The sequence below is a fragment of the Nocardia sp. NPDC004722 genome (genome assembly GCF_053601505.1).
The window spans coordinates 1-16,308 of record NZ_JBSGBY010000126.1 but is presented as its reverse complement, the minus strand read 5'-3'; the positions used below and the strand labels follow the sequence as shown (position 1 = coordinate 16,308).

General features: G+C 67.8%; 18 protein-coding genes. 7 read left to right on the top strand and 11 right to left on the bottom strand.

Annotated elements, in window-relative coordinates:
• The 4 genes from ACWELQ_RS15155 to ACWELQ_RS15140 all read right to left on the bottom strand — a co-directional run.
• On the bottom strand, positions 1-228 hold a 228-nt coding region (locus ACWELQ_RS15155), incomplete at its 3' end, for a hypothetical protein (RefSeq protein ID WP_452397634.1).
• Entirely contained in the window at positions 225-1,535 is a 1,311-nt protein-coding gene (locus ACWELQ_RS15150) for a hypothetical protein (protein WP_452397633.1), read from the bottom strand. The genes ACWELQ_RS15155 and ACWELQ_RS15150, both read right to left, overlap by 4 nt.
• Entirely contained in the window at positions 1,532-4,132 is a 2,601-nt protein-coding gene (locus ACWELQ_RS15145) for a hypothetical protein (protein ID WP_452397632.1), read from the bottom strand. The genes ACWELQ_RS15150 and ACWELQ_RS15145 overlap by 4 nt, the downstream gene beginning before the upstream one ends.
• A gap of 25 nt (positions 4,133-4,157) precedes the next feature.
• Complete coding sequence (locus ACWELQ_RS15140) at positions 4,158-4,454, bottom strand: hypothetical protein (RefSeq protein ID WP_452397631.1); 297 nt, start codon at positions 4,452-4,454, stop codon at positions 4,158-4,160.
• 356 nt (positions 4,455-4,810) lie between these two features.
• Between ACWELQ_RS15140 and ACWELQ_RS15135 the strand changes: the two genes are divergently transcribed.
• Positions 4,811-5,218 (top strand): hypothetical protein, encoded by a 408-nt coding sequence (locus tag ACWELQ_RS15135; RefSeq protein WP_452397630.1) that lies wholly within the window; start codon positions 4,811-4,813, stop codon positions 5,216-5,218.
• Positions 5,219-5,254: 36 nt separating this feature from the next.
• On the opposite strand, the gene ACWELQ_RS15130 is transcribed toward ACWELQ_RS15135, so the two are convergent.
• Positions 5,255-5,542: a LuxR C-terminal-related transcriptional regulator gene (locus ACWELQ_RS15130; RefSeq protein ID WP_452397629.1), complete on the bottom strand. Its 288-nt coding sequence runs from the start codon at positions 5,540-5,542 to the stop codon at positions 5,255-5,257.
• A 125-nt stretch (positions 5,543-5,667) separates the two neighbouring features.
• Here ACWELQ_RS15130 and ACWELQ_RS15125 point away from each other — a divergent pair, with 125 nt between their 5' ends.
• Entirely contained in the window at positions 5,668-6,930 is a 1,263-nt protein-coding gene (locus tag ACWELQ_RS15125; RefSeq protein ID WP_452397628.1) for a TetR/AcrR family transcriptional regulator, read from the top strand.
• A gap of 4 nt (positions 6,931-6,934) precedes the next feature.
• Here ACWELQ_RS15125 and ACWELQ_RS15120 read toward each other — a convergent pair whose 3' ends face one another.
• The 3 genes from ACWELQ_RS15120 to ACWELQ_RS15110 form a co-directional block, all read right to left on the bottom strand.
• Complete coding sequence (locus ACWELQ_RS15120) at positions 6,935-8,077, bottom strand: ThiF family adenylyltransferase (protein ID WP_452397627.1); 1,143 nt, start codon at positions 8,075-8,077, stop codon at positions 6,935-6,937.
• Entirely contained in the window at positions 8,074-9,504 is a 1,431-nt protein-coding gene (locus ACWELQ_RS15115) for a phenylacetate--CoA ligase family protein (RefSeq protein ID WP_452397626.1), read from the bottom strand. The genes ACWELQ_RS15120 and ACWELQ_RS15115 overlap by 4 nt, the downstream gene beginning before the upstream one ends.
• 63 nt (positions 9,505-9,567) lie before the next feature.
• Positions 9,568-10,311: an MSMEG_1198 family transcriptional regulator gene (locus ACWELQ_RS15110; RefSeq protein WP_452397625.1), complete on the bottom strand. Its 744-nt coding sequence runs from the start codon at positions 10,309-10,311 to the stop codon at positions 9,568-9,570.
• 173 nt (positions 10,312-10,484) lie between these two features.
• Here ACWELQ_RS15110 and ACWELQ_RS15105 point away from each other — a divergent pair, with 173 nt between their 5' ends.
• From ACWELQ_RS15105 to ACWELQ_RS15090, 4 genes are all read left to right on the top strand, one after another.
• Positions 10,485-10,745 (top strand): LuxR C-terminal-related transcriptional regulator, encoded by a 261-nt coding sequence (locus ACWELQ_RS15105; protein ID WP_452397624.1) that lies wholly within the window; start codon positions 10,485-10,487, stop codon positions 10,743-10,745.
• A 133-nt stretch (positions 10,746-10,878) separates the two neighbouring features.
• Positions 10,879-11,550 (top strand): vWA domain-containing protein, encoded by a 672-nt coding sequence (locus tag ACWELQ_RS15100; RefSeq protein WP_452397623.1) that lies wholly within the window; start codon positions 10,879-10,881, stop codon positions 11,548-11,550.
• Positions 11,551-11,558: 8 nt separating this feature from the next.
• The gene (locus ACWELQ_RS15095) at positions 11,559-12,581 is read left to right on the top strand and encodes a protein phosphatase 2C domain-containing protein (protein ID WP_452397622.1); all 1,023 of its coding nucleotides are present in this window, start codon (positions 11,559-11,561) and stop codon (positions 12,579-12,581) included.
• On the top strand, positions 12,563-14,545 hold the full coding sequence (locus ACWELQ_RS15090; protein WP_452397621.1) for a hypothetical protein: 1,983 nt from the start codon (positions 12,563-12,565) through the stop codon (positions 14,543-14,545). The genes ACWELQ_RS15095 and ACWELQ_RS15090 overlap by 19 nt, the downstream gene beginning before the upstream one ends.
• A 35-nt stretch (positions 14,546-14,580) precedes the next feature.
• Here the strand turns inward: ACWELQ_RS15090 and ACWELQ_RS15085 are convergent, their stop codons facing one another.
• Genes ACWELQ_RS15085 through ACWELQ_RS15075 form a run of 3 tightly spaced genes read right to left on the bottom strand, consistent with a single transcriptional unit; the run spans position 14,581 to position 15,892 of the window.
• Complete coding sequence (locus ACWELQ_RS15085) at positions 14,581-15,054, bottom strand: MarR family winged helix-turn-helix transcriptional regulator (protein WP_452397620.1); 474 nt, start codon at positions 15,052-15,054, stop codon at positions 14,581-14,583.
• On the bottom strand, positions 15,051-15,473 hold the full coding sequence (locus ACWELQ_RS15080) for an EVE domain-containing protein (protein WP_452397619.1): 423 nt from the start codon (positions 15,471-15,473) through the stop codon (positions 15,051-15,053). The genes ACWELQ_RS15085 and ACWELQ_RS15080 overlap by 4 nt, the downstream gene beginning before the upstream one ends.
• Positions 15,470-15,892, bottom strand: coding sequence for an SRPBCC family protein (locus ACWELQ_RS15075; RefSeq protein WP_452397618.1), 423 nt, complete (start codon positions 15,890-15,892; stop codon positions 15,470-15,472). The genes ACWELQ_RS15080 and ACWELQ_RS15075 overlap by 4 nt, the downstream gene beginning before the upstream one ends.
• 108 nt (positions 15,893-16,000) lie before the next feature.
• Here ACWELQ_RS15075 and ACWELQ_RS15070 point away from each other — a divergent pair, with 108 nt between their 5' ends.
• Positions 16,001-16,252, top strand: coding sequence for a mycoredoxin (locus tag ACWELQ_RS15070; protein WP_452397617.1), 252 nt, complete (start codon positions 16,001-16,003; stop codon positions 16,250-16,252).
• Positions 16,253-16,308 lie beyond the last annotated feature (56 nt).

The following is a 16,308-nucleotide window of genomic DNA, read 5'->3' as shown; positions in this document are numbered from 1 at the left end:
GTCGTGGCCGATGCCGGCGTCCAGGCTCCACGCGAGCACCGTGGCCGGATCCGCGGCGTCGACCGTGACCGACGTGCCGGCGCCCACGGAGATCGGGATCTCCGCGACCGCCGCGGCCATGTCCGATTGCCAGGCCAACGGTGCCGGGCCACGCCGCATTTCGATGCCGCCGAGCACGAGCCGCTGCGGATCACCGCCGCGACCGTCCGGTCCGGTGGGTCCGCTCATGGCCGCAGCCCCGCTCGCTCGGCTGCCCATCGCACGATCCGCACGACGAGATCCGCGGCCGCGGCCGGATCCATGGCGATGGCGCGGTCGGGGCGCTGTCCGGTCCACTGCTCGGAGCACCAGGCGGTCAGCACTTCGAGGTCGCGCAACAGCATTTCGGCTTCCAATCCGGACAGCTCCAGCACCCGCAACGCCATGTCGTGTTCGGCCGACCCGCACAACCCCGGAGGCAGCTCCCCCGCATGCCGGATCAGCAGGTCCCGCAACTCCGCGAACAGATCGTTCAGGGGATCGCGCGGCGGTTCCACCCGGTGGCCGGCATCCGGCGGCTGTCCGGGATATCTGCGGTCGCGGCGGATGAGCCAACCCAGCCGCCCGTAGAACATGCGCCTGGCATCTTCATCGGTCATGACGCAGCCTCGGCGGATCGCGCGGGTCAGTGCCCGGTGGGTCCGGTCGTTCGCCTCACCGAGGTGTTCCGATCGGCGCTCGAGCCAGGCGGGCGGGTCCGCCTCCGCCAGCACATGGCGGCGGATCTGCTCGGCGACACCGATGTACTCGGTCTCGGCGAAGCCCAGCAGCGCGTCGGCGCGGGCGGTCGCCGCGTGCTCGGTCGGAAGCTCGTCGCAGTACTGCGCGAGCAGGCGGTCGGCGGTGTCGATCAGGTTGGCCACGAGCGGTTCCACGGCGGTGACGGGCAGTCCGCAGCGCAGGGCGACCGCGACATGATCGCGATCGAGCAGCGCGGCCTGATCGAGCACGCCGTCGGCGAAGGCCAGCATCGCCGAAGCTCGATGTGCGACACGATGTTTCACCGCGTCCGCGGCGATTTCGGCCACGAACGACTCCGCGACGGGTTCGGTCATCAGCACGGCGTCCTCCTGCACCGAGCCGTGCAGCAGGCGGTGGTGGACGGCCGTGCATGCGGTCGATCGCGCCTGCTCACGAAAGGGGTCCCGCAAGCGGTGTGGAATACCGGTGGGACGCAGTGCCCATGTCTCGTAATAGTACGAGACCACATACCGCGCCAGCGGATCCGCGAACTCGTCGTACAGCTCGCCGACGCGCTGCCAGCCGCTCAGCGACAGGCCCGGCGGCGCGCCCGCGCAGCTGATCGCCGCCGGGCCGTACCTGCCGGCCGCCCAGCCGGTTTTCGACAGATCCAGCGACCAGGCGTTCACCTGATGGGTCAGGCATTTGCGGTCGGTCGGCCTCCGCCGCGCCGATGCCCGCACCCACGAGCCGACGAACTCGCGGCGCGTTGATATCGACTCGGATTCCGTCGTGGCCCCGACCTGTTCACTCACCACACGCGCACCTCCCCGTGCCGCGCCACCGACCGATACCGGGCATCCGCGACCGCGAGATGCTCCGCGAGGGCCACGTGGCCATCCGGCATGCGCAACCGTGGCGGCGGCCGCATCGGCAGGATCGCGCCCGAGATCAGGGCCGCCGCACCGCCCGCCGGGAAAGCCTGGGACGCATCAGCTTCCGTGGCTTCCGCTTCCGAGGCCGACAAGGCGGCCAGGGTGACCTGGAGGTCTCCCTCCTCGCGGGTATGCGCGACGCGCTCGGCCACATGGGTTCCCGAATTGATGGCCGTCTCGATGAGATCGGCCATCAGTGTCGTGTCGCCGAGCCGGAATGCCCAGTCGAACACCGCCTTCTGCACCTCCGCATGCAGCACGCTCCACGAGATGCGAGCGTGGGCGTCCGCGAAGGCGAAGCGCTGCGCGTCGATGAACACCATCGCGGGCAGCGCACGGGCCAACGCTCCGCGCTGGTCCTGCGGCCCACCTCGCACCGAATCCGCGAGCGCTACCATCAGCTCTGCCTTGGCCATCGCCACCACGATTCCCAACTCGGCGTACAGCTCTCGCGCCTGCGTCAGATGCGCCACCCCCTCGGCGGCGCGGCCGATGTACACCTCGGTGACGCCGAGGTTCGTCAGCCCCGAGGCGCGGTACAGGCGATAGAAGGGATCGGCGCCCAATACCTCGATACTCGCGGTCATCAGGGCGATACCAGCACTGAACTCGCGCTGCAACATGACCGCCGCACCGAGGTTCAACCGGCTGACCGCGGCCTGGAAGGGCTGACCCGCTTGATCGAGCGACGCGGCGGCGGCCCGAAAGGCTTCCGCGGCCGCTGGATACCTACCGGCCTTCAGATGCACCGCACCGATCATGTTCTCGGCCACCGCGAAATTCCGGTCGATATCGAGCGACTTCGCGGTGGCGCGCCAACGCGCGATCGCCGCTTCGGCCGCGGCGAAGCGGCCCGTCATGGAATACACGTGGCCCAGGTGCAGCTCGACGAGGGCGACCTGGGTCGGCAGCCCGAGCAGCTCGTAGGCGTCACGCGCCCGAGTCAACGTCGCCTCGGCTTCCGCGTATCGTTCCTGCCGGAGCTGACAAAGACCGGTGAATTCGATGCACTGCGCGGCGATCGGCCATTCCTGATCTCGCTCGGCGCTCGCGCGGGCCTCCTCGAGCAATGGGAACGCCGCCGGCAGGTCGCCGCCGTTGTTCAGGATCAGTCTGGCCTCGTCGAGCATGCAAGCTCGTACCGCATCCTGCGATCCCGACGCAGCGGCATACCGCCGCGCTTCGGCCAGCGTGGCCCGCGCCTGCGTGACGGAGCCGCGAAACTCTTGCAGCACAGCGGAGTAGCGCAGCGCCTGGGCGTATCGAGGATCGTCGCGATGCTCGTCGAACGCGGCCGTTGCGCTGCGCAACAGCACGTCGGCCTCCGCGATGCGTTCCCCGGTGAACAGGATCGTCGCCAGATGCGTATCGCATTCCGCCACGTCGAGCGGCATCGACGCGGACTCGTAGTAGTCGCGAGCGCGAGCGAATGCGTCCGTCGCCTCGGACAGCCGACCACAGTTCTGCAGGAGCATGCCGAGTCCGAGCCGACCGGCGGCCACCAATTCGGGATGACCGGCCGCGAGAAGTTCATCCAGGGCGGTGGTGTACGACGAGATCCCCGTGTCGTAGCGTCCCGCCCGCAACATGAGTTCCGATGCGCGCCAGTGATTCGCGGCGGCGTGCTCGTAGTCCCCGGCCGCGCTGTGCGCTGAACCCGCAGCGCTCAGCGCGGCCGACCCCTCGGCGGTTCGTCCGTCGGCGAGATACAGTTCCGCGAGTAGCTCGCCGCACTCGGCGGCCCCGGCGTGGTTGCCCAGTGCGATCGCTTCGGTCCGCGCCCGCCCGAACTCCCGCTCCGCAGTGGCGGTGTCCCCCAATTCCGCGCTCGCCTTGGCGATGACATAGGAGCAGAGCGCGACGCTCTCGGCCTCGCCCCCGTGCGCGAAAAGCTCTCGGGCGGCGAGATGTTCGTCGCGAACGCTGATCGTGTCGCCCTGCTCGATGGCCACGTCGCCACAGGATTCGCGGCAGTCCGCCGCGTCGAGGATCCGGTCGAGGGCCAGATAGCGATCCGCTGCCTGCCGCAGGACGCTCATCGCCTCGTCGTACTGCTCGGCCACCCGCAGCGCATCGCCGAACATCTCGCCGATCTCGGCTTGTTCGGCCGTGTCGTCCCCATCTTCCAATCCCGTTGCGGCCCTGCGCAGATAGGGCAGCGCCTCGGCCGGACGCTCGAGCATGACCAGCCCGCGACCAGCCATCTCCGCACATGCCGTGGGCAGCTCCCACAGCGGCGCGTCCGCCAGCAGGTCCGCTGCGCGCCGGTACGCACCTGTGGCGGTTTCGAATTCCTCCAGCGTCGCGTGCGCGCCCCCGATCCAGTACAGGCATTCAGCGCTGTGTTCGATCCGGTCGGGACCGTCGCATTCGGCCAGCGCGGCCCGCAGCACCGGCAAGGCGTCGGCGGGTGCGCCCTCCTCCAGCAGTCCGAGTCCACGCTGGAGAAGGACGCTCGGCCAGGGTGATTCGCTCATGCTCATCCCCGTCGGCGGCGTGCATTCATCGATAGTGTTCGTCGCGGGCGGCCGCGGCCCGGAAACGCTCCGGCATCGCGCGCGCTTCGTCGCGCGCCATGATGTGATGCGGATGGCGACACAATTCCGGATTGCGCAGTCCCGGCAATGCCAGCCACAGCGGCCAGAGCAGCACGATCGGCAGTGCGGGCGTCGCACCCCAACCGCCATTGATTATCTTGATGGCGATGCCGTGACGACGAGGGTACAGAACTTTCGCCACCGCGACCCCGACGAGTTCATAGATCACGATAGCGAGAATCCCGGCGATCCAGGGGTTCATGGGAATTCGTCACTTCTTCCAGTAGCCACCGTGCGTATTGCACACGAGGCCGGTGCTCTGACAGGCCGAGCAGTGCAGGCGGCCCGCCAATCCGCTGCTGCCGCCTCTGCCCTTGCATGACTGGCAGTCGTTGAGATGCTTGTAGCATTTCTCGCATTGACTCATTTCGGCGTTCCTTTCTCGATTCGCGCCGAATCCGGTGAATGGCGAAAACGATACGAGCGAGCCGGATCCCGCAGTATCCGCCGAACAGATGAAAAGGCGAGTACGCCGCTGCCGGCGTGGACCTCGGTGTCGAGGCTGTAGGTCGAATCGTCGACTGCCGGGTCCTCCGGCGGTGGCGCACACTGGAGGTCGTGAGTCCCCGCCAGGCCTACGAGGTCAGCGTGTCGGCCGGTCGGCTCGGCTCGCTTATCGATGCCGTGCACGATGCGGTGCGCCGGGCGGGTGAACGGTCCGGCCCGAAGTGGCAGTACGACAATGTGATCGCGATCGACCATCCGCGCGCCCGAGATCTCGACCCGGTCCTGGCGCGCCGGCGGTACGGTGACCGCGGCCGGATCATCGTCGCCATGGCTGTGGTCGCACAGCGCTGTGTGACCGTCGATGTCGTTTTCGTGCTGGCGGCCGACGACGCGCGGGCGATATTCACCGGCGCGGGCCGGGGCGCGACCTCGGAGCGGGCGGCCTCGCTCGCCGACTTCCTGGCCGCCGGGACCCGCGCGGCATTGCGATCCGGCGGCATCGATCCGCTGTCGCGCTGACAGCGCCGCGAATCACGACGGCGCCGAACGCCGGATTCACAACTCCGCCAGCGCGATCCAGCCGTCCTGGAGCGCGCGGGCCACCAGCCCGGCCTTCGTGTGCGCGGGGCGGCCCACCGCGTCGTATTTTTCCCGGATCCGCAGCAGATGGGTGTTCACGGTGCTCAACGCGATACCGAGCCGCTTCGACACCACGTCCTTGGAATCGCAGTGGATCCACGCCCGCAGCACCTCACGTTCGCGGTCGCTCAGTCTCGGGACCCGTGCCGGTTGCCGTGCGTCGTCATCGTTTTCGCCCGAGAAGGACGGGTGTGTGTCGGTCATGGGTCAATCAAATTCGCCGCGGACCCCGAGGTCACTGTCGGCCGGCGGACCGGATACTCGCGCCTGAGAGCGTTCGGTCTCACGGCCGCGTAACGGCGGTGCCTCGATCCTCGATCTGGCTTGCGATGACAGACGATCGATCGGCTCGGCAACTGGCCGTGGCCGGCGCGGATCTGCTCGCCCAGTACCCGAGGCGGGTGCTCGAGCGCGGCCTGCGAGTCGAGGAGGCGGTCCTGCGGGCCGGAGTGTCCCACGCGACGTTCTACCGCCGATTCGGCACGAAGCCGAAATTCCTCGCCGCGGTGACCGCGAGCCTGATCGACGAGCCCACGCCCGAGCCGGAATTGGTGCGTGCGGCCGTGCGCGAGGCGCTGCATACCGCAGGCGGTGATCGCCGTCAGGCAATTCGAGCGCTGGCGGAGCACCACTTCGAGCGCACCCGCGACGGGCGGTCGGCCACCCGGCTGATGCTGGCCATCGTCCTCGGAGCCGCCGACACCGGCACCGCTCGCGAGACCCGCAGGGCCTATGCCCGGCGCGAACGGTCCGTGCTCGAGGCCGTCGAAGAGCTGTCGGGCACCGGTGCGGTGCTGTTCCGCAAGCCATTCACCGCCGCCAAGTTCACCGCCGCCGCAACCGCGGTGATCGACGGATTCGGAATCCGCCGGTGTGCGGATCTGGACTCGGTTTCCGCCCGGCTGCTGGCCGATACCCTGCTCGCGCTTGTCAATGCCGCCGTCGACACGGGCGAGCAGCACGAGCACATCGACGACGTGCTGATCGGATTCGACAACGTCCCAAGGCAACCCGAGCGTCCGGTGCGGGATCCGCGGTCGGCGCTGCTGGACGCGGCCCGCACCGAGTTCGCCGAACGCGGATACTTCCAGACGAACCTATCGGCCATCGCCGCCCGCGCCGATATTCCGGTGGCGGTCACGCACCGGCTGTTCCCCACCAAGGCGCACCTCATCGTGGGCGGCCTGCGTCCGGGGTTCGTCGGGCTGGCGCAGTCGATCGAGGACGAACAGCTGATCGGGGTGCCCGAGACCGATATCCTCGCCAATCATCTGACCCGGTGCGCGACCCTGGTCGCCACGGAATCCGCGTTCATGGATGCGCTGATCATGGTTGTCACCCGCGACACCGTCGCCGAACCCGCCGGGACGATGTCGATCCGGGAAGAGCTGAACTTTCCCCAGTTACTCGTTCCCATCCTCGAACAGGGCAGGCGGAACGGGATTTTCGTGGATTCGCCCTCCCCGTTCGACACGGCCGCGACCATCACCAACACTCTGTTCCTGCGCTGCTTCACCCACCGCCGGGAGTCGCCGGAAGAGAATGCGGCCGTCGTCGGCCGCATTCTCGTGTCCGGCCTGCGGGCGCGATGACCGCTCAGTAGCGCGCCATCAACGCCGCGAACTCTTCCTCCGACAGTTCGTTCCACCGGTCGCTGCCGCTCGCCGCCGCCCCGAGAATCGCCTCGTCCAGGCGGAGACGGTAACGGCCAGAGGGTATTTCGGTCCCGGTGACCAGCAACCGGGCGGCCAACGCGCCCAACGCCCCGGCGGCGGTGGCGGCCGTTCCCAGCTGTGGCCACGAGGGCAGGCTGCGCCCGACCTCCGTGAGCGAATAGCGAGTGCGCGGCGTCACCTCCGCCCCCACCAGCAGGTTTGCGAGCCGCACCCGGGTCCGCGGATCCGACAGCCGCGCCGCGGTCAATTCACCGAGACCGTCGGCGCGGCCGTGGAACAGCGGATAGTCGCGATCCAGGTCGTAGCGCTCGACGTCGAGGATCACGTTGTCGCCGTTGTCGGTCACCATCAGCACCGGTATCCCGGCCTGCCGCGCCCGCAGTCGGATGTCCACCTTCATGGCCAGGTTGTCCATCTCCTCGAGCAGCACGGCCAGCGGTTCGCGACCCGCCCCGATGCCCAGGAACTCTGCCGCCAGGTCGGGCGTGTACCCGTCGGGGAAGGCCTCGATCTCGGCGTAAGGATCCAGCTCGAGCGTACGACGCTGCGCCAGTTCGAGTTTGGGCATGCCGAGATCACACACCGAGGCGGAAAGCCGGTTGAGGTTGGTCGGCCCGAGCACGTCGAGGTCGGCCATCCGGAATCGCCCGGCGCCGGTGAGCGCGCAGGCCGTCAGCACCGAGCACCCCACGCTCAGCCCGGCGATCCCGACCAGCGCGCCGGCCCATCGCGACTGCTCGTCGTGATCGATCAGATAGCGGTTCCGGGCGCTGCGCAGCCACCGGTAGTAGTGGGGCTCCGGCATTTTCACGACCGTGCCCCGCCACGGGTAGACGATGTACCGGCTCGCGCGCTCGAGCAGTTCGGGCGGCCATACCGCGTCGATGTAGCCGTCGGTATCGAGTGGTCGCCCGGGAGCGGACATCCGGTCCAGTGCGGCCAGGTCCGGCAGTGCGGTCGCCCATCCGTCGACGAACCGGTATCCGGACTCCGGCGCCAGCACCGCCGCGATGGCGGCGGAATCGGTGGCGGGATCGAGGATCTCGATCATCTCCGACCTCATCGGTTCCCTCCCGTCCAGCGGATCTTCGTGGTGTAGAGGAACTTCGAGCTGCCGTAGGGGTGCAGGGTGATCACCGGTTCCGCACGTCCACCGAGAGTCTCGCGTAGGCGGCGGTACTCGGTGCTGGTCCGCTCGAGCGCGGCCACGACGAGCATGCGCAGCGCCTCTCGCATGTCGGCATCGACGTGCGCGCCGGACGTCAGTTCGATATCGAGCGTGAGGGTCTGCGAGTGGTCGGCGCCGATCACGGTGTCCAGCACGAACTTTCCACTCGTCACCGCCGTCAGCCGCGGGTCGGCCAACGCGGCATGTACACCGTCGGGGTACAACTTGACGGCATAGATCGTCGTCGCGACGTCCGGGCGGCCCTGCACGGTCACGAAGCCGCACCCGGATGCCGAAGTGATCACCGGCAGGGGGTATCCGGACGCGCGCAACGCATCCTCGACCTCCCCCGCGGTCAGAACCCGGCCCACATCACCGATGCGGTAGCGAACCAAGGGCAGTTCGTTCTCCACGGTGAACAGCAACCGGTCCTCGTCATCGGTCTCGAAGTACCGATACTCAGGGTCGTACTCCACCAGCGTCGGAGCCACCGGGGCATTCCCGAAGAGCCTGCGGTACAGCGCCGGATCGGCGGCCGCGAGCCGTCGCACCGCGATCGAGGTGTCGGTTTCGTGGGCCAGAATCCCCGCCTCGGCCGCACCGTAGATCAGACGGATGTCCCCGGGACGATCCGGTTTGCCGAGCCGATCGAGCAAATGATCGCGCAGACCCTCGCTGATGATCTCCCCGGCGAGAACGAGTTTGATGTTCTGCCGCAGGATGTCATCTCCGGCCCGATCGAGCACGTCCTTGGCAAAGGGCGGATAGGCGGCGAACACTATCTGGTCGTAGTTCGGCCCCAGCACGGCGATGTCGTGCAGAATCGCGTCGACGTCGATACCGGGGGCGATCACCGACACTCGCGCGCCACGCTCGTGCAGTCCGATTCCGGCCATCATGGTGCACGTGCCGCCGATCCAATCACCCATGGCGAAACCCACCACGAGCAGTGTGGATCGGGTACCGGCCCCGAACCCCGCCCGGATGATCCGGGAGAACAGTGCGATCGCCTCGGTAGCGGCACGGCGCCCGCGCGGCCAGTAAGTCGGGCTGCCCGACTGCCCGGAGCTCGTCGACCAGATAGCCGCGCGAGTGATTCGGCCGGACTGCATCAAGTCGGGCATTTCGTGCCGGGTGAGATAGACGGCCTTGTCGGTCGGCGGTACCAGCGCGAAATCCGCGGCCGTCCGCAGGTTCTCGACATCGATTCCATTGGCGCTGAGGAAGTTCCGGTAGGCCGGTACGTCGCGCGCGGCGCGACGCAGGACGTTTCGGGCGCGGATGAAGCCGCGGCCCTCCAGGGGTGGGGTGGGTGCAGACATCGCTGCGGTCCTCTCGTGCAGCGAGACCGGTTGTCTCGACTGCACCCGCACCGATCCCCCGATCTAGCCGTAGGGCTGCACAACGTCGCCGTTGCCGTGGCGTCGGCACCAGCTCACGATGTAGCGCATGTGCAGCCCGCACCAACGGGCCACCACCGGCAGTGTCATGGGCTGCTCGGGATCGTGTTCGCCCCGTTCGCGAATGATCGGCCCAAGATAGTGATTGGAGACCTTGCTCGCGGTGTTCGTGCCCACTCCAGCGACCTCGGCGAGGGAGGTGAGGTCGACGGCGCGGCCCGAGGCGATCGCACCCGCCAGCCGGGCCGCGGTCTCACCCCGCCGGCCCACGAACAGTTCGCACAGCGGCGTGGGATGCACCGAACCGGTCACCGTCTCGCGGCGGCCGTGCGCGACGGCGCGGATCGCGGCGCACAGCGGCTCGAGTCCGGTCGACTTCTGGTACACCGCAGCGACTTCGGGCCGCCGCCTGGCCTCTTCCAGATGCTCCCGTTCCAGACTGTGCCCCTGCGCCGCCAAGATCACCGGCGCGACCCGGTCGGCCTCGTGCATCAACCGCAGCACGTCCAGCCCGTCGAAGGCCAGCTCCAGCGCGAGCTGCGGGCGATTCCACACCAGATCGGTGAGCACCACATCGAAGCGGACATTGTCCATGATGTTGCGCCGCACCGCTTCCCGATCGACGGCGATCGCGACGGTGGACTTCGGGAAGAGCGTGGCGAACGCGGGCTCCACCACCTTGCCCAGCGGTGACGCCACCAGGATCCGATAATCCATGGTCGAGGTCATGCCTGGCTTCCTGCCGTCGAGCAATATGTTGCCGAGAGGCCGCCGGAAGCACGGGTTTCCGCCCGGCCCACGCGGCAAGAGGGCGATTTGCCCCGCTGTTTCCGGATAGCTTTCCGAGGATCGTGGTTCGCACCGGTGGCGACGCAGTGACGCCGCCGCGGGAAGGAATACCGATGTCCGTGCCAGTCGTCTATTCGCCACCGCACACCCGTCCCGCATTGAGTCCGCGCGAAATCGAGGTGCTGCTCGCTTGGTTGCGCTGCGACTCGAAAGACGCGGCCGCCCATGAGCTTTATCTGTCGGTCTCGACAGTGAGTACGCACATCGCGCGCATTCGCGCCAAGTACCTGGCGGCGGGGCGCGCCGCCGCCACCAAAGCGGCCCTGTTCGCCCGGGCTGTTCAGGACGAGATCATCGATTTGGACGAATGGTGAGACTTCGCGCATTATTCCCGCCCTCGAATTCACTCGCCGCCCCGACCATCCGATACTCATTCTGCAACCAGACGTCCGGTGGCGCATCGGTTTTACTCGACGTTCACCGTGTTGGAAGAAAGGCGGTCGCATCATGACCGAGCCGAAAGCAACAGTCCTACCGGTCTATTTTGTTGCGGATGAGTCATATTCGATGTCCGACGACATCGATGATCTGAATTCCGGACTGGCTAGTCTCGTCGATGCGCTGCAAATGGCGTCGATGGCCGCCGCCAAGGTCCGATTCTGTGTTGTCGGGTTCTCCGATACCGCGGTCTGCCATCTCGATCCCACCGACCTGCGCCACCTCGACATCATGCCGCGGCTGTCCGCTCGCGGGTCGACATCCTTCGCCGCCGCCTTCGCCGCGCTCACCGATCGCATACCCACCGATATCGCCAACCTCAAAGCCGATGGCTACCTGGTGAACCGGCCCGCGGTGTTCTTCCTCACCGACGGCGCGCCCAACTCCGGGGACCCGTGGCAGGCCGAACACGCCCGGCTGACGGGGTTCGCCGCGCGCCCGAACATCCTGGCATTCGGGATCGGCAGGGCCAATGCCGAGGTGATCAAACAGGTTGCCACCGATCCGCGCTACGCGTTCATCGCCGCGGCGGGCACCGACACGGGACTGGCTATCTCCACCTTCATCACCGCACTCACCCAGTCGGTGATCAACTCCGGCCAGGCACTGGCGTCCGGGCACGCGTCACTGCAGATCCAGAAGCCGGAGAACTTCCTCTCGCTCGCGGTGGACACCGTCTGATGTGGTCGATGTCCAAGCGCGACAAGCGAATCCCCCACACGCCCGGGCCCGGCGAACCGCCGCCCTCGGCCGGTCCGGCCGAGACCGCCGATACGGGGCCCGATGTGGACGTGCGGGACTGGCCCTCGAGCCGTCCGATCGTGGTCGGCGACCCGACACCCGAATTCGAGCCCAGGGCCATCGGATCCGAGTATTTGCGCGCTCCCTACCGGCCCGACACGGTCATCGACGGTTGGTCGGCGGACGGATTCACCGTCCGCGCCGCGTCGCTGCGGGGTCACCTGCATCGCTTCAACGGCGCTCCGCGCCAGGACGATCTGGCGATCGCGCTACCGGACGGCCACCTGCGACTGATCGTTACTGTCGCCGACGGAGTGGCGGCGGCGACGCAGTCGCACATCGGCTCCACGACCGCGGTGCGCTACGCGTCCCAGTGGCTCGAAGCCGAGAATGCCTCCGTGCTAGGGGATATCGCCTGGCGATCGCTGTTCGAGAACACCGCCTGGAAACTGAATGAGGTCGCCGCTACCACCCTGGCGATGCCCGAGGTGGACCCGGCCCGCGCCGAATTGGCGCTCGCCACGACCCTCACGTGCGCGGTGTTCGAACTGAACAACGACGGCACACTCACAGCAGCGATCGCCGGGGTCGGCGACTCCGGCGCGTGGCTACTCTCCGACGGTGTCTTCACCCGGGTCTGGGGCGGCAAGGAAGCAACCGAGGCCGGGCTGACCTCCTCGGCGGTGAGCGGCCTGCCACAAGTACCGCACGAAGTGGATCCGGCGGAGGTCATCGTCTGGCCGGGCGAGGTATTGCTCATCGGGACAGACGGTTTCGGCGATCCGCTGGGCGGCGGCACCGGCAGCGTGGGCGCGTTGTTCCGCGACGCGTTCACCGGACGGGTGCCCGCGCCGATCGAATTCGCGCACCTATTGGATTTCTCTCGCGAGACCTTCGACGACGACCGCACCCTGGTCGCCGTCTGGCCCGCGGCGGGCGGGACGGACCAGCCATGGCACAGCAACGATTGAAGCGGTCCCAGCTGGGAGCGCTGCGGTGGCTGGCGGAAGGTGGACAGGGCGTCGTGTACGACGCGCCGAACGTCCGCATGCAGTACGCGAACTCGTTGGTCTACAAGGAATACAAGCCGAAGGTGTTGGCCACCCTCGACGTCGCGGCCCTGGAAGCGATGCCCGACTATCTCGAATCGCTGCCCTTCACCGACGGATACGACCTGCTCTCGCGGGCAGCGTGGCCATGCCGACTGGTCGAGGAGGACGCCTCGAACCGGGTCATCGGATTCGTCATGCCCGCCATTCCGGGCGAGTTCTTCGTCGCAATGACCGTCCAGTCGGGCCGGAAATCCGTGACGGCGCAGTTCCAGCATCTGCTCAACGAGGATTCGGTGCTGCTGCGACGCAACATCCCGCTGACCGACCGCGATCGGTACGAATTACTGATCCATACCGCGGAATCGCTGAGCGTGCTGCACTGCAGGCGGATCGTGGTCGGTGACATGTCGCCGATGAATCTGTTGTTCTCCCTGCACCCGCGCCGGGCGACCTATTTCATCGACTGCGACGCCATGCGGTCCGGCGCACGCACGGTCAGCAGGCAGGTCGAGACACCGGAATGGGATGTGGAGACCGCCAACCCGGGCGAGGAACTCGCCACGCCGCAGTCCGATGCGTACAAGTTCGGATTGCTCGCACTGCGCTTGTTCGCGGGCGACCAGTTCACCAGGGAACCCGACAAACTGCCCACATATGTGCCGTCCGCCGTGCGGCGCCTCACCGTCGCGGCATTGTCGGCCACACCATCGCTGCGACCCGCCCCAGCCGACTGGATACCGGCGCTGACCGATGCCGCCGGAACCGCGTCGACCTACGGACCGCAGTCCGCGACCACCATGGCGGCGTCGGGTCCGACAACCCGAATCCCGTGGCAGACAAACCCTTCGCCGACAACCGTGGTGCACCCGGCCGCGCAGCCGCTGCCCACTCCGTACCCGGGCACCGTCCCCCGCCCGCAACCTCCCGGATACCCGGTGCCGGGCCCTGTCGCTCGCGCCACCCCGATCACCCGGCGGGGCCGATGGGCAGCCCTCGGTGTCGTGGTCGTCCTCGTGGTGGGCGGGTTCCTGTGGTTCGACCGGAGCGGCTCCAGCGGACACCCAAGCGTGGTAGTGGCAGGGTCTCATCCGGCGTCCGCCTGCGCTGCTCCACCACAACTCTCGGTCACCAAGGCTGCCGCCGCCGGCGATGCGCTCGATCTCACGATGAACATCGTCGCGGCCTGTCCCGACGGGGATGTGCTGTCCGCCAGCCGGACCAGTGTCACGGTGACGACGTCCGGCCGGACGGTGGCGGCCGCGACCTTCGACCTGTCCGGCTCACCGACGACCGTGCCGTCCCCGCCCGGATCCACGCAGCGGGTGTTCCGATTCCCCGGAGGTCAGTTCTGGCAGCCCGCCGACACCCTGTCCGGCACAACGGACCTGCGCGTCCAGATCGACCGGGCAGGCACTTCGGGCGCACCGAATACGACGGCCCGCGCGAGCGGCGACGTGGTGACGGCGGCTCCGGTTGCCGCCACGGGCACCGACTCGGAGGCCCTGAGCCTGACCGGGCTGCAAGCGACCGCAGCCGCCGATCGCGTCAACGTGTTACGCGAGCTCGCGGACCGCTGGGTACCCCAGCTCAGTTCGAAACGCCTCGACCTGTTCGCCGAGGGCATCACCTGGCACAACGCCGACATCCTCCGCGAACATCTCCAACTGCGCCAACGCTTCCCGACCGCCCGGCTGCTGTGGTCGGGCGAATGGTCGACCTTCAGCTACACCGACTTCTGGATCACAATCGCCGGAATCTCCTTCCCCACCCCCGACGGCGCGCTCAACTGGTGCGCCACCAACGGATTCGACCGCGACCACTGCTACGCGAAATTGGTCAGCACCACCCACCCGATCGAAGGCAGCACTCGATACCAGTCGTGACGACCGGACTGTTCCACACACGCGCACGTCGGCGCTCAGCCGCTTGCGGCGTCGCGGTCTCGCAGTTGGCGGAGCGCAGCGGTGAAGCGGGCGGTGCGCTCCCCCAGCGGCTGGAAGAATTCGCGGTCGCAGGCTTCGACGGCGACGATGGCCCGATTCACCAGGGACGTACCGGATTCGGTGGGGACGAGGGATTTGGCGCGTTTGTCGGTGGGGTGGTCGCGGCGTTCGAGGAGGCCCTTTTGTTCCAGGGTGCGTAGGACCTGGGAGGTCATCATGGGGTCGGTGGCGGCCTGGTCGGCGATGTCGCGCTGGGTGACCGGGTCACCGGCGGAGTGGCCGGTGAGCCAGGTCAGGGCGGCGAGCAGGACGAATTGGACGTGGGTCAGGTCGAAGGGGGCGAGGGCCGCGCGTTGGGCGGCCTGCCAGCGATTGGTCACCTGCCAGAGCAAGAGGCCGGGGCTTTCGTCGGCGTCCTCGAACTCGGTGTGTAGTCCGCCATTCGTCACTGGCCGACCATAGCGCGGGAGATGAGTTCGAAATCGTGCTCGGTGAGTTCGATCAGGCCGCGCCGCAGCACGATGCCCCAGTTGGGCGTGCTGGTCAGGTCGAGTTCGGTGCGTAGCTCGTCGATCGAGACCTGACGGGCGTCGCGGTCGTAGTCGACCGCGCGCCGCCAGGGGCGGAAACAGCCGCCCTGTTCGTCGACCTGCCAGGCCGGGCCCTCGGCGATGGTGCCGAGGGCGGTGAAGGATTTGATCGGTTCGCCCTCGCGCATGCCGGTGCGGGGCGAGTAGTAGACGAGCCCGTCGCCGGGCGTCATGCGTTCCACGGCGGCGCGTTTGCCGTGATTGGCCTGTGCGAAGCCGAGTTCCACGCCCCGGCGGACGTGGTCGCGGGAGACGACCCCGAGCCAGTACCTGGTCATACCAGCACCGCCTCGGCGGCGGCGACCAGCGCGTCGACATCGCGCTGCAGGGAGGCGGCGAGATCCTTGCCCATGATCTTGTTCCACAGCCCGCGCAACGGACCTTCGAAGGAAACCCGCACGGTGACGGTGGTGCGGCCGTCGGCGACGGTGACCTCGTGGGCGAAGATCAGCCGCGCGCCGATCAGCTTGGACGAGTCGATGAATTCGGTGTCGGTGAGCTTGGTGACGACGAACTTGGTCTTGGGGCCGCCCTTGGGCTTGAGGACTCCGGTCGCGCCCTGAACGAATTCGCCGTCGAGGCGGACCCATTCGGTGTCCTGGTTCCACTCCGGCCAGGTGGCCATGTCGGCCCACTTGGCGAAGAAGGCGGCGGGGGTAGCGGTCGAGGTGGCGGTGGCTTCGGCGATCTGCGTCATGAAAATAGTATGCGCGCTTACTATTCTTCCGTCAACCCCTGAGCTTCGATCCGCTCACAGTGGGCCGCCGAGGGGAACACGATCAGGCCGGAGTATGTTGCACGACTCGTGACTGCCACCGACCTGACCATGTACTCGACGACCTGGTGCGGCTACTGCCGTCGTCTCAAGACCCAGCTCGACGAGGCCGGGATCACCTACGAGGTGATCGATATCGAAGACCACCCGGAGGCCGCCGAATTCGTCGGCAGCGTGAACAACGGCAACCATGTGGTGCCGACGATCAAATACCGGGACGGTTCGACCGCCACCAATCCGAGTCTGGCGCAGGTCAAAGAGGCGCTCGCCGCCATCAGCTGATTACTCCGCGATAAGGAAGAAGCCGCACACCGAGGGGTGTGCGGCTTCCTGTCGTC

Excerpts from the sequence above, each read along its gene's own strand:
- ACWELQ_RS15145 (WP_452397632.1), bottom strand. The coding sequence starts at position 4,132 with ATGAGCGAATCACCCTGGCCGAGCGTCCTTCTCCAGCGTGGACTCGGA.
- ACWELQ_RS15140 (WP_452397631.1), bottom strand. The coding sequence starts at position 4,454 with ATGAACCCCTGGATCGCCGGGATTCTCGCTATCGTGATCTATGAACTC.
- ACWELQ_RS15130 (WP_452397629.1), bottom strand. The coding sequence starts at position 5,542 with ATGACCGACACACACCCGTCCTTCTCGGGCGAAAACGATGACGACGCA.
- ACWELQ_RS15125 (WP_452397628.1), top strand. The coding sequence starts at position 5,668 with ATGACAGACGATCGATCGGCTCGGCAACTGGCCGTGGCCGGCGCGGAT.
- ACWELQ_RS15120 (WP_452397627.1), bottom strand. The coding sequence starts at position 8,077 with ATGAGGTCGGAGATGATCGAGATCCTCGATCCCGCCACCGATTCCGCC.
- ACWELQ_RS15115 (WP_452397626.1), bottom strand. The coding sequence starts at position 9,504 with ATGTCTGCACCCACCCCACCCCTGGAGGGCCGCGGCTTCATCCGCGCC.
- ACWELQ_RS15110 (WP_452397625.1), bottom strand. The coding sequence starts at position 10,311 with ATGACCTCGACCATGGATTATCGGATCCTGGTGGCGTCACCGCTGGGC.
- ACWELQ_RS15105 (WP_452397624.1), top strand. The coding sequence starts at position 10,485 with ATGTCCGTGCCAGTCGTCTATTCGCCACCGCACACCCGTCCCGCATTG.
- ACWELQ_RS15100 (WP_452397623.1), top strand. The coding sequence starts at position 10,879 with ATGACCGAGCCGAAAGCAACAGTCCTACCGGTCTATTTTGTTGCGGAT.
- ACWELQ_RS15095 (WP_452397622.1), top strand. The coding sequence starts at position 11,559 with ATGTCCAAGCGCGACAAGCGAATCCCCCACACGCCCGGGCCCGGCGAA.
- ACWELQ_RS15090 (WP_452397621.1), top strand. The coding sequence starts at position 12,563 with ATGGCACAGCAACGATTGAAGCGGTCCCAGCTGGGAGCGCTGCGGTGG.
- ACWELQ_RS15080 (WP_452397619.1), bottom strand. The coding sequence starts at position 15,473 with ATGACCAGGTACTGGCTCGGGGTCGTCTCCCGCGACCACGTCCGCCGG.
- ACWELQ_RS15075 (WP_452397618.1), bottom strand. The coding sequence starts at position 15,892 with ATGACGCAGATCGCCGAAGCCACCGCCACCTCGACCGCTACCCCCGCC.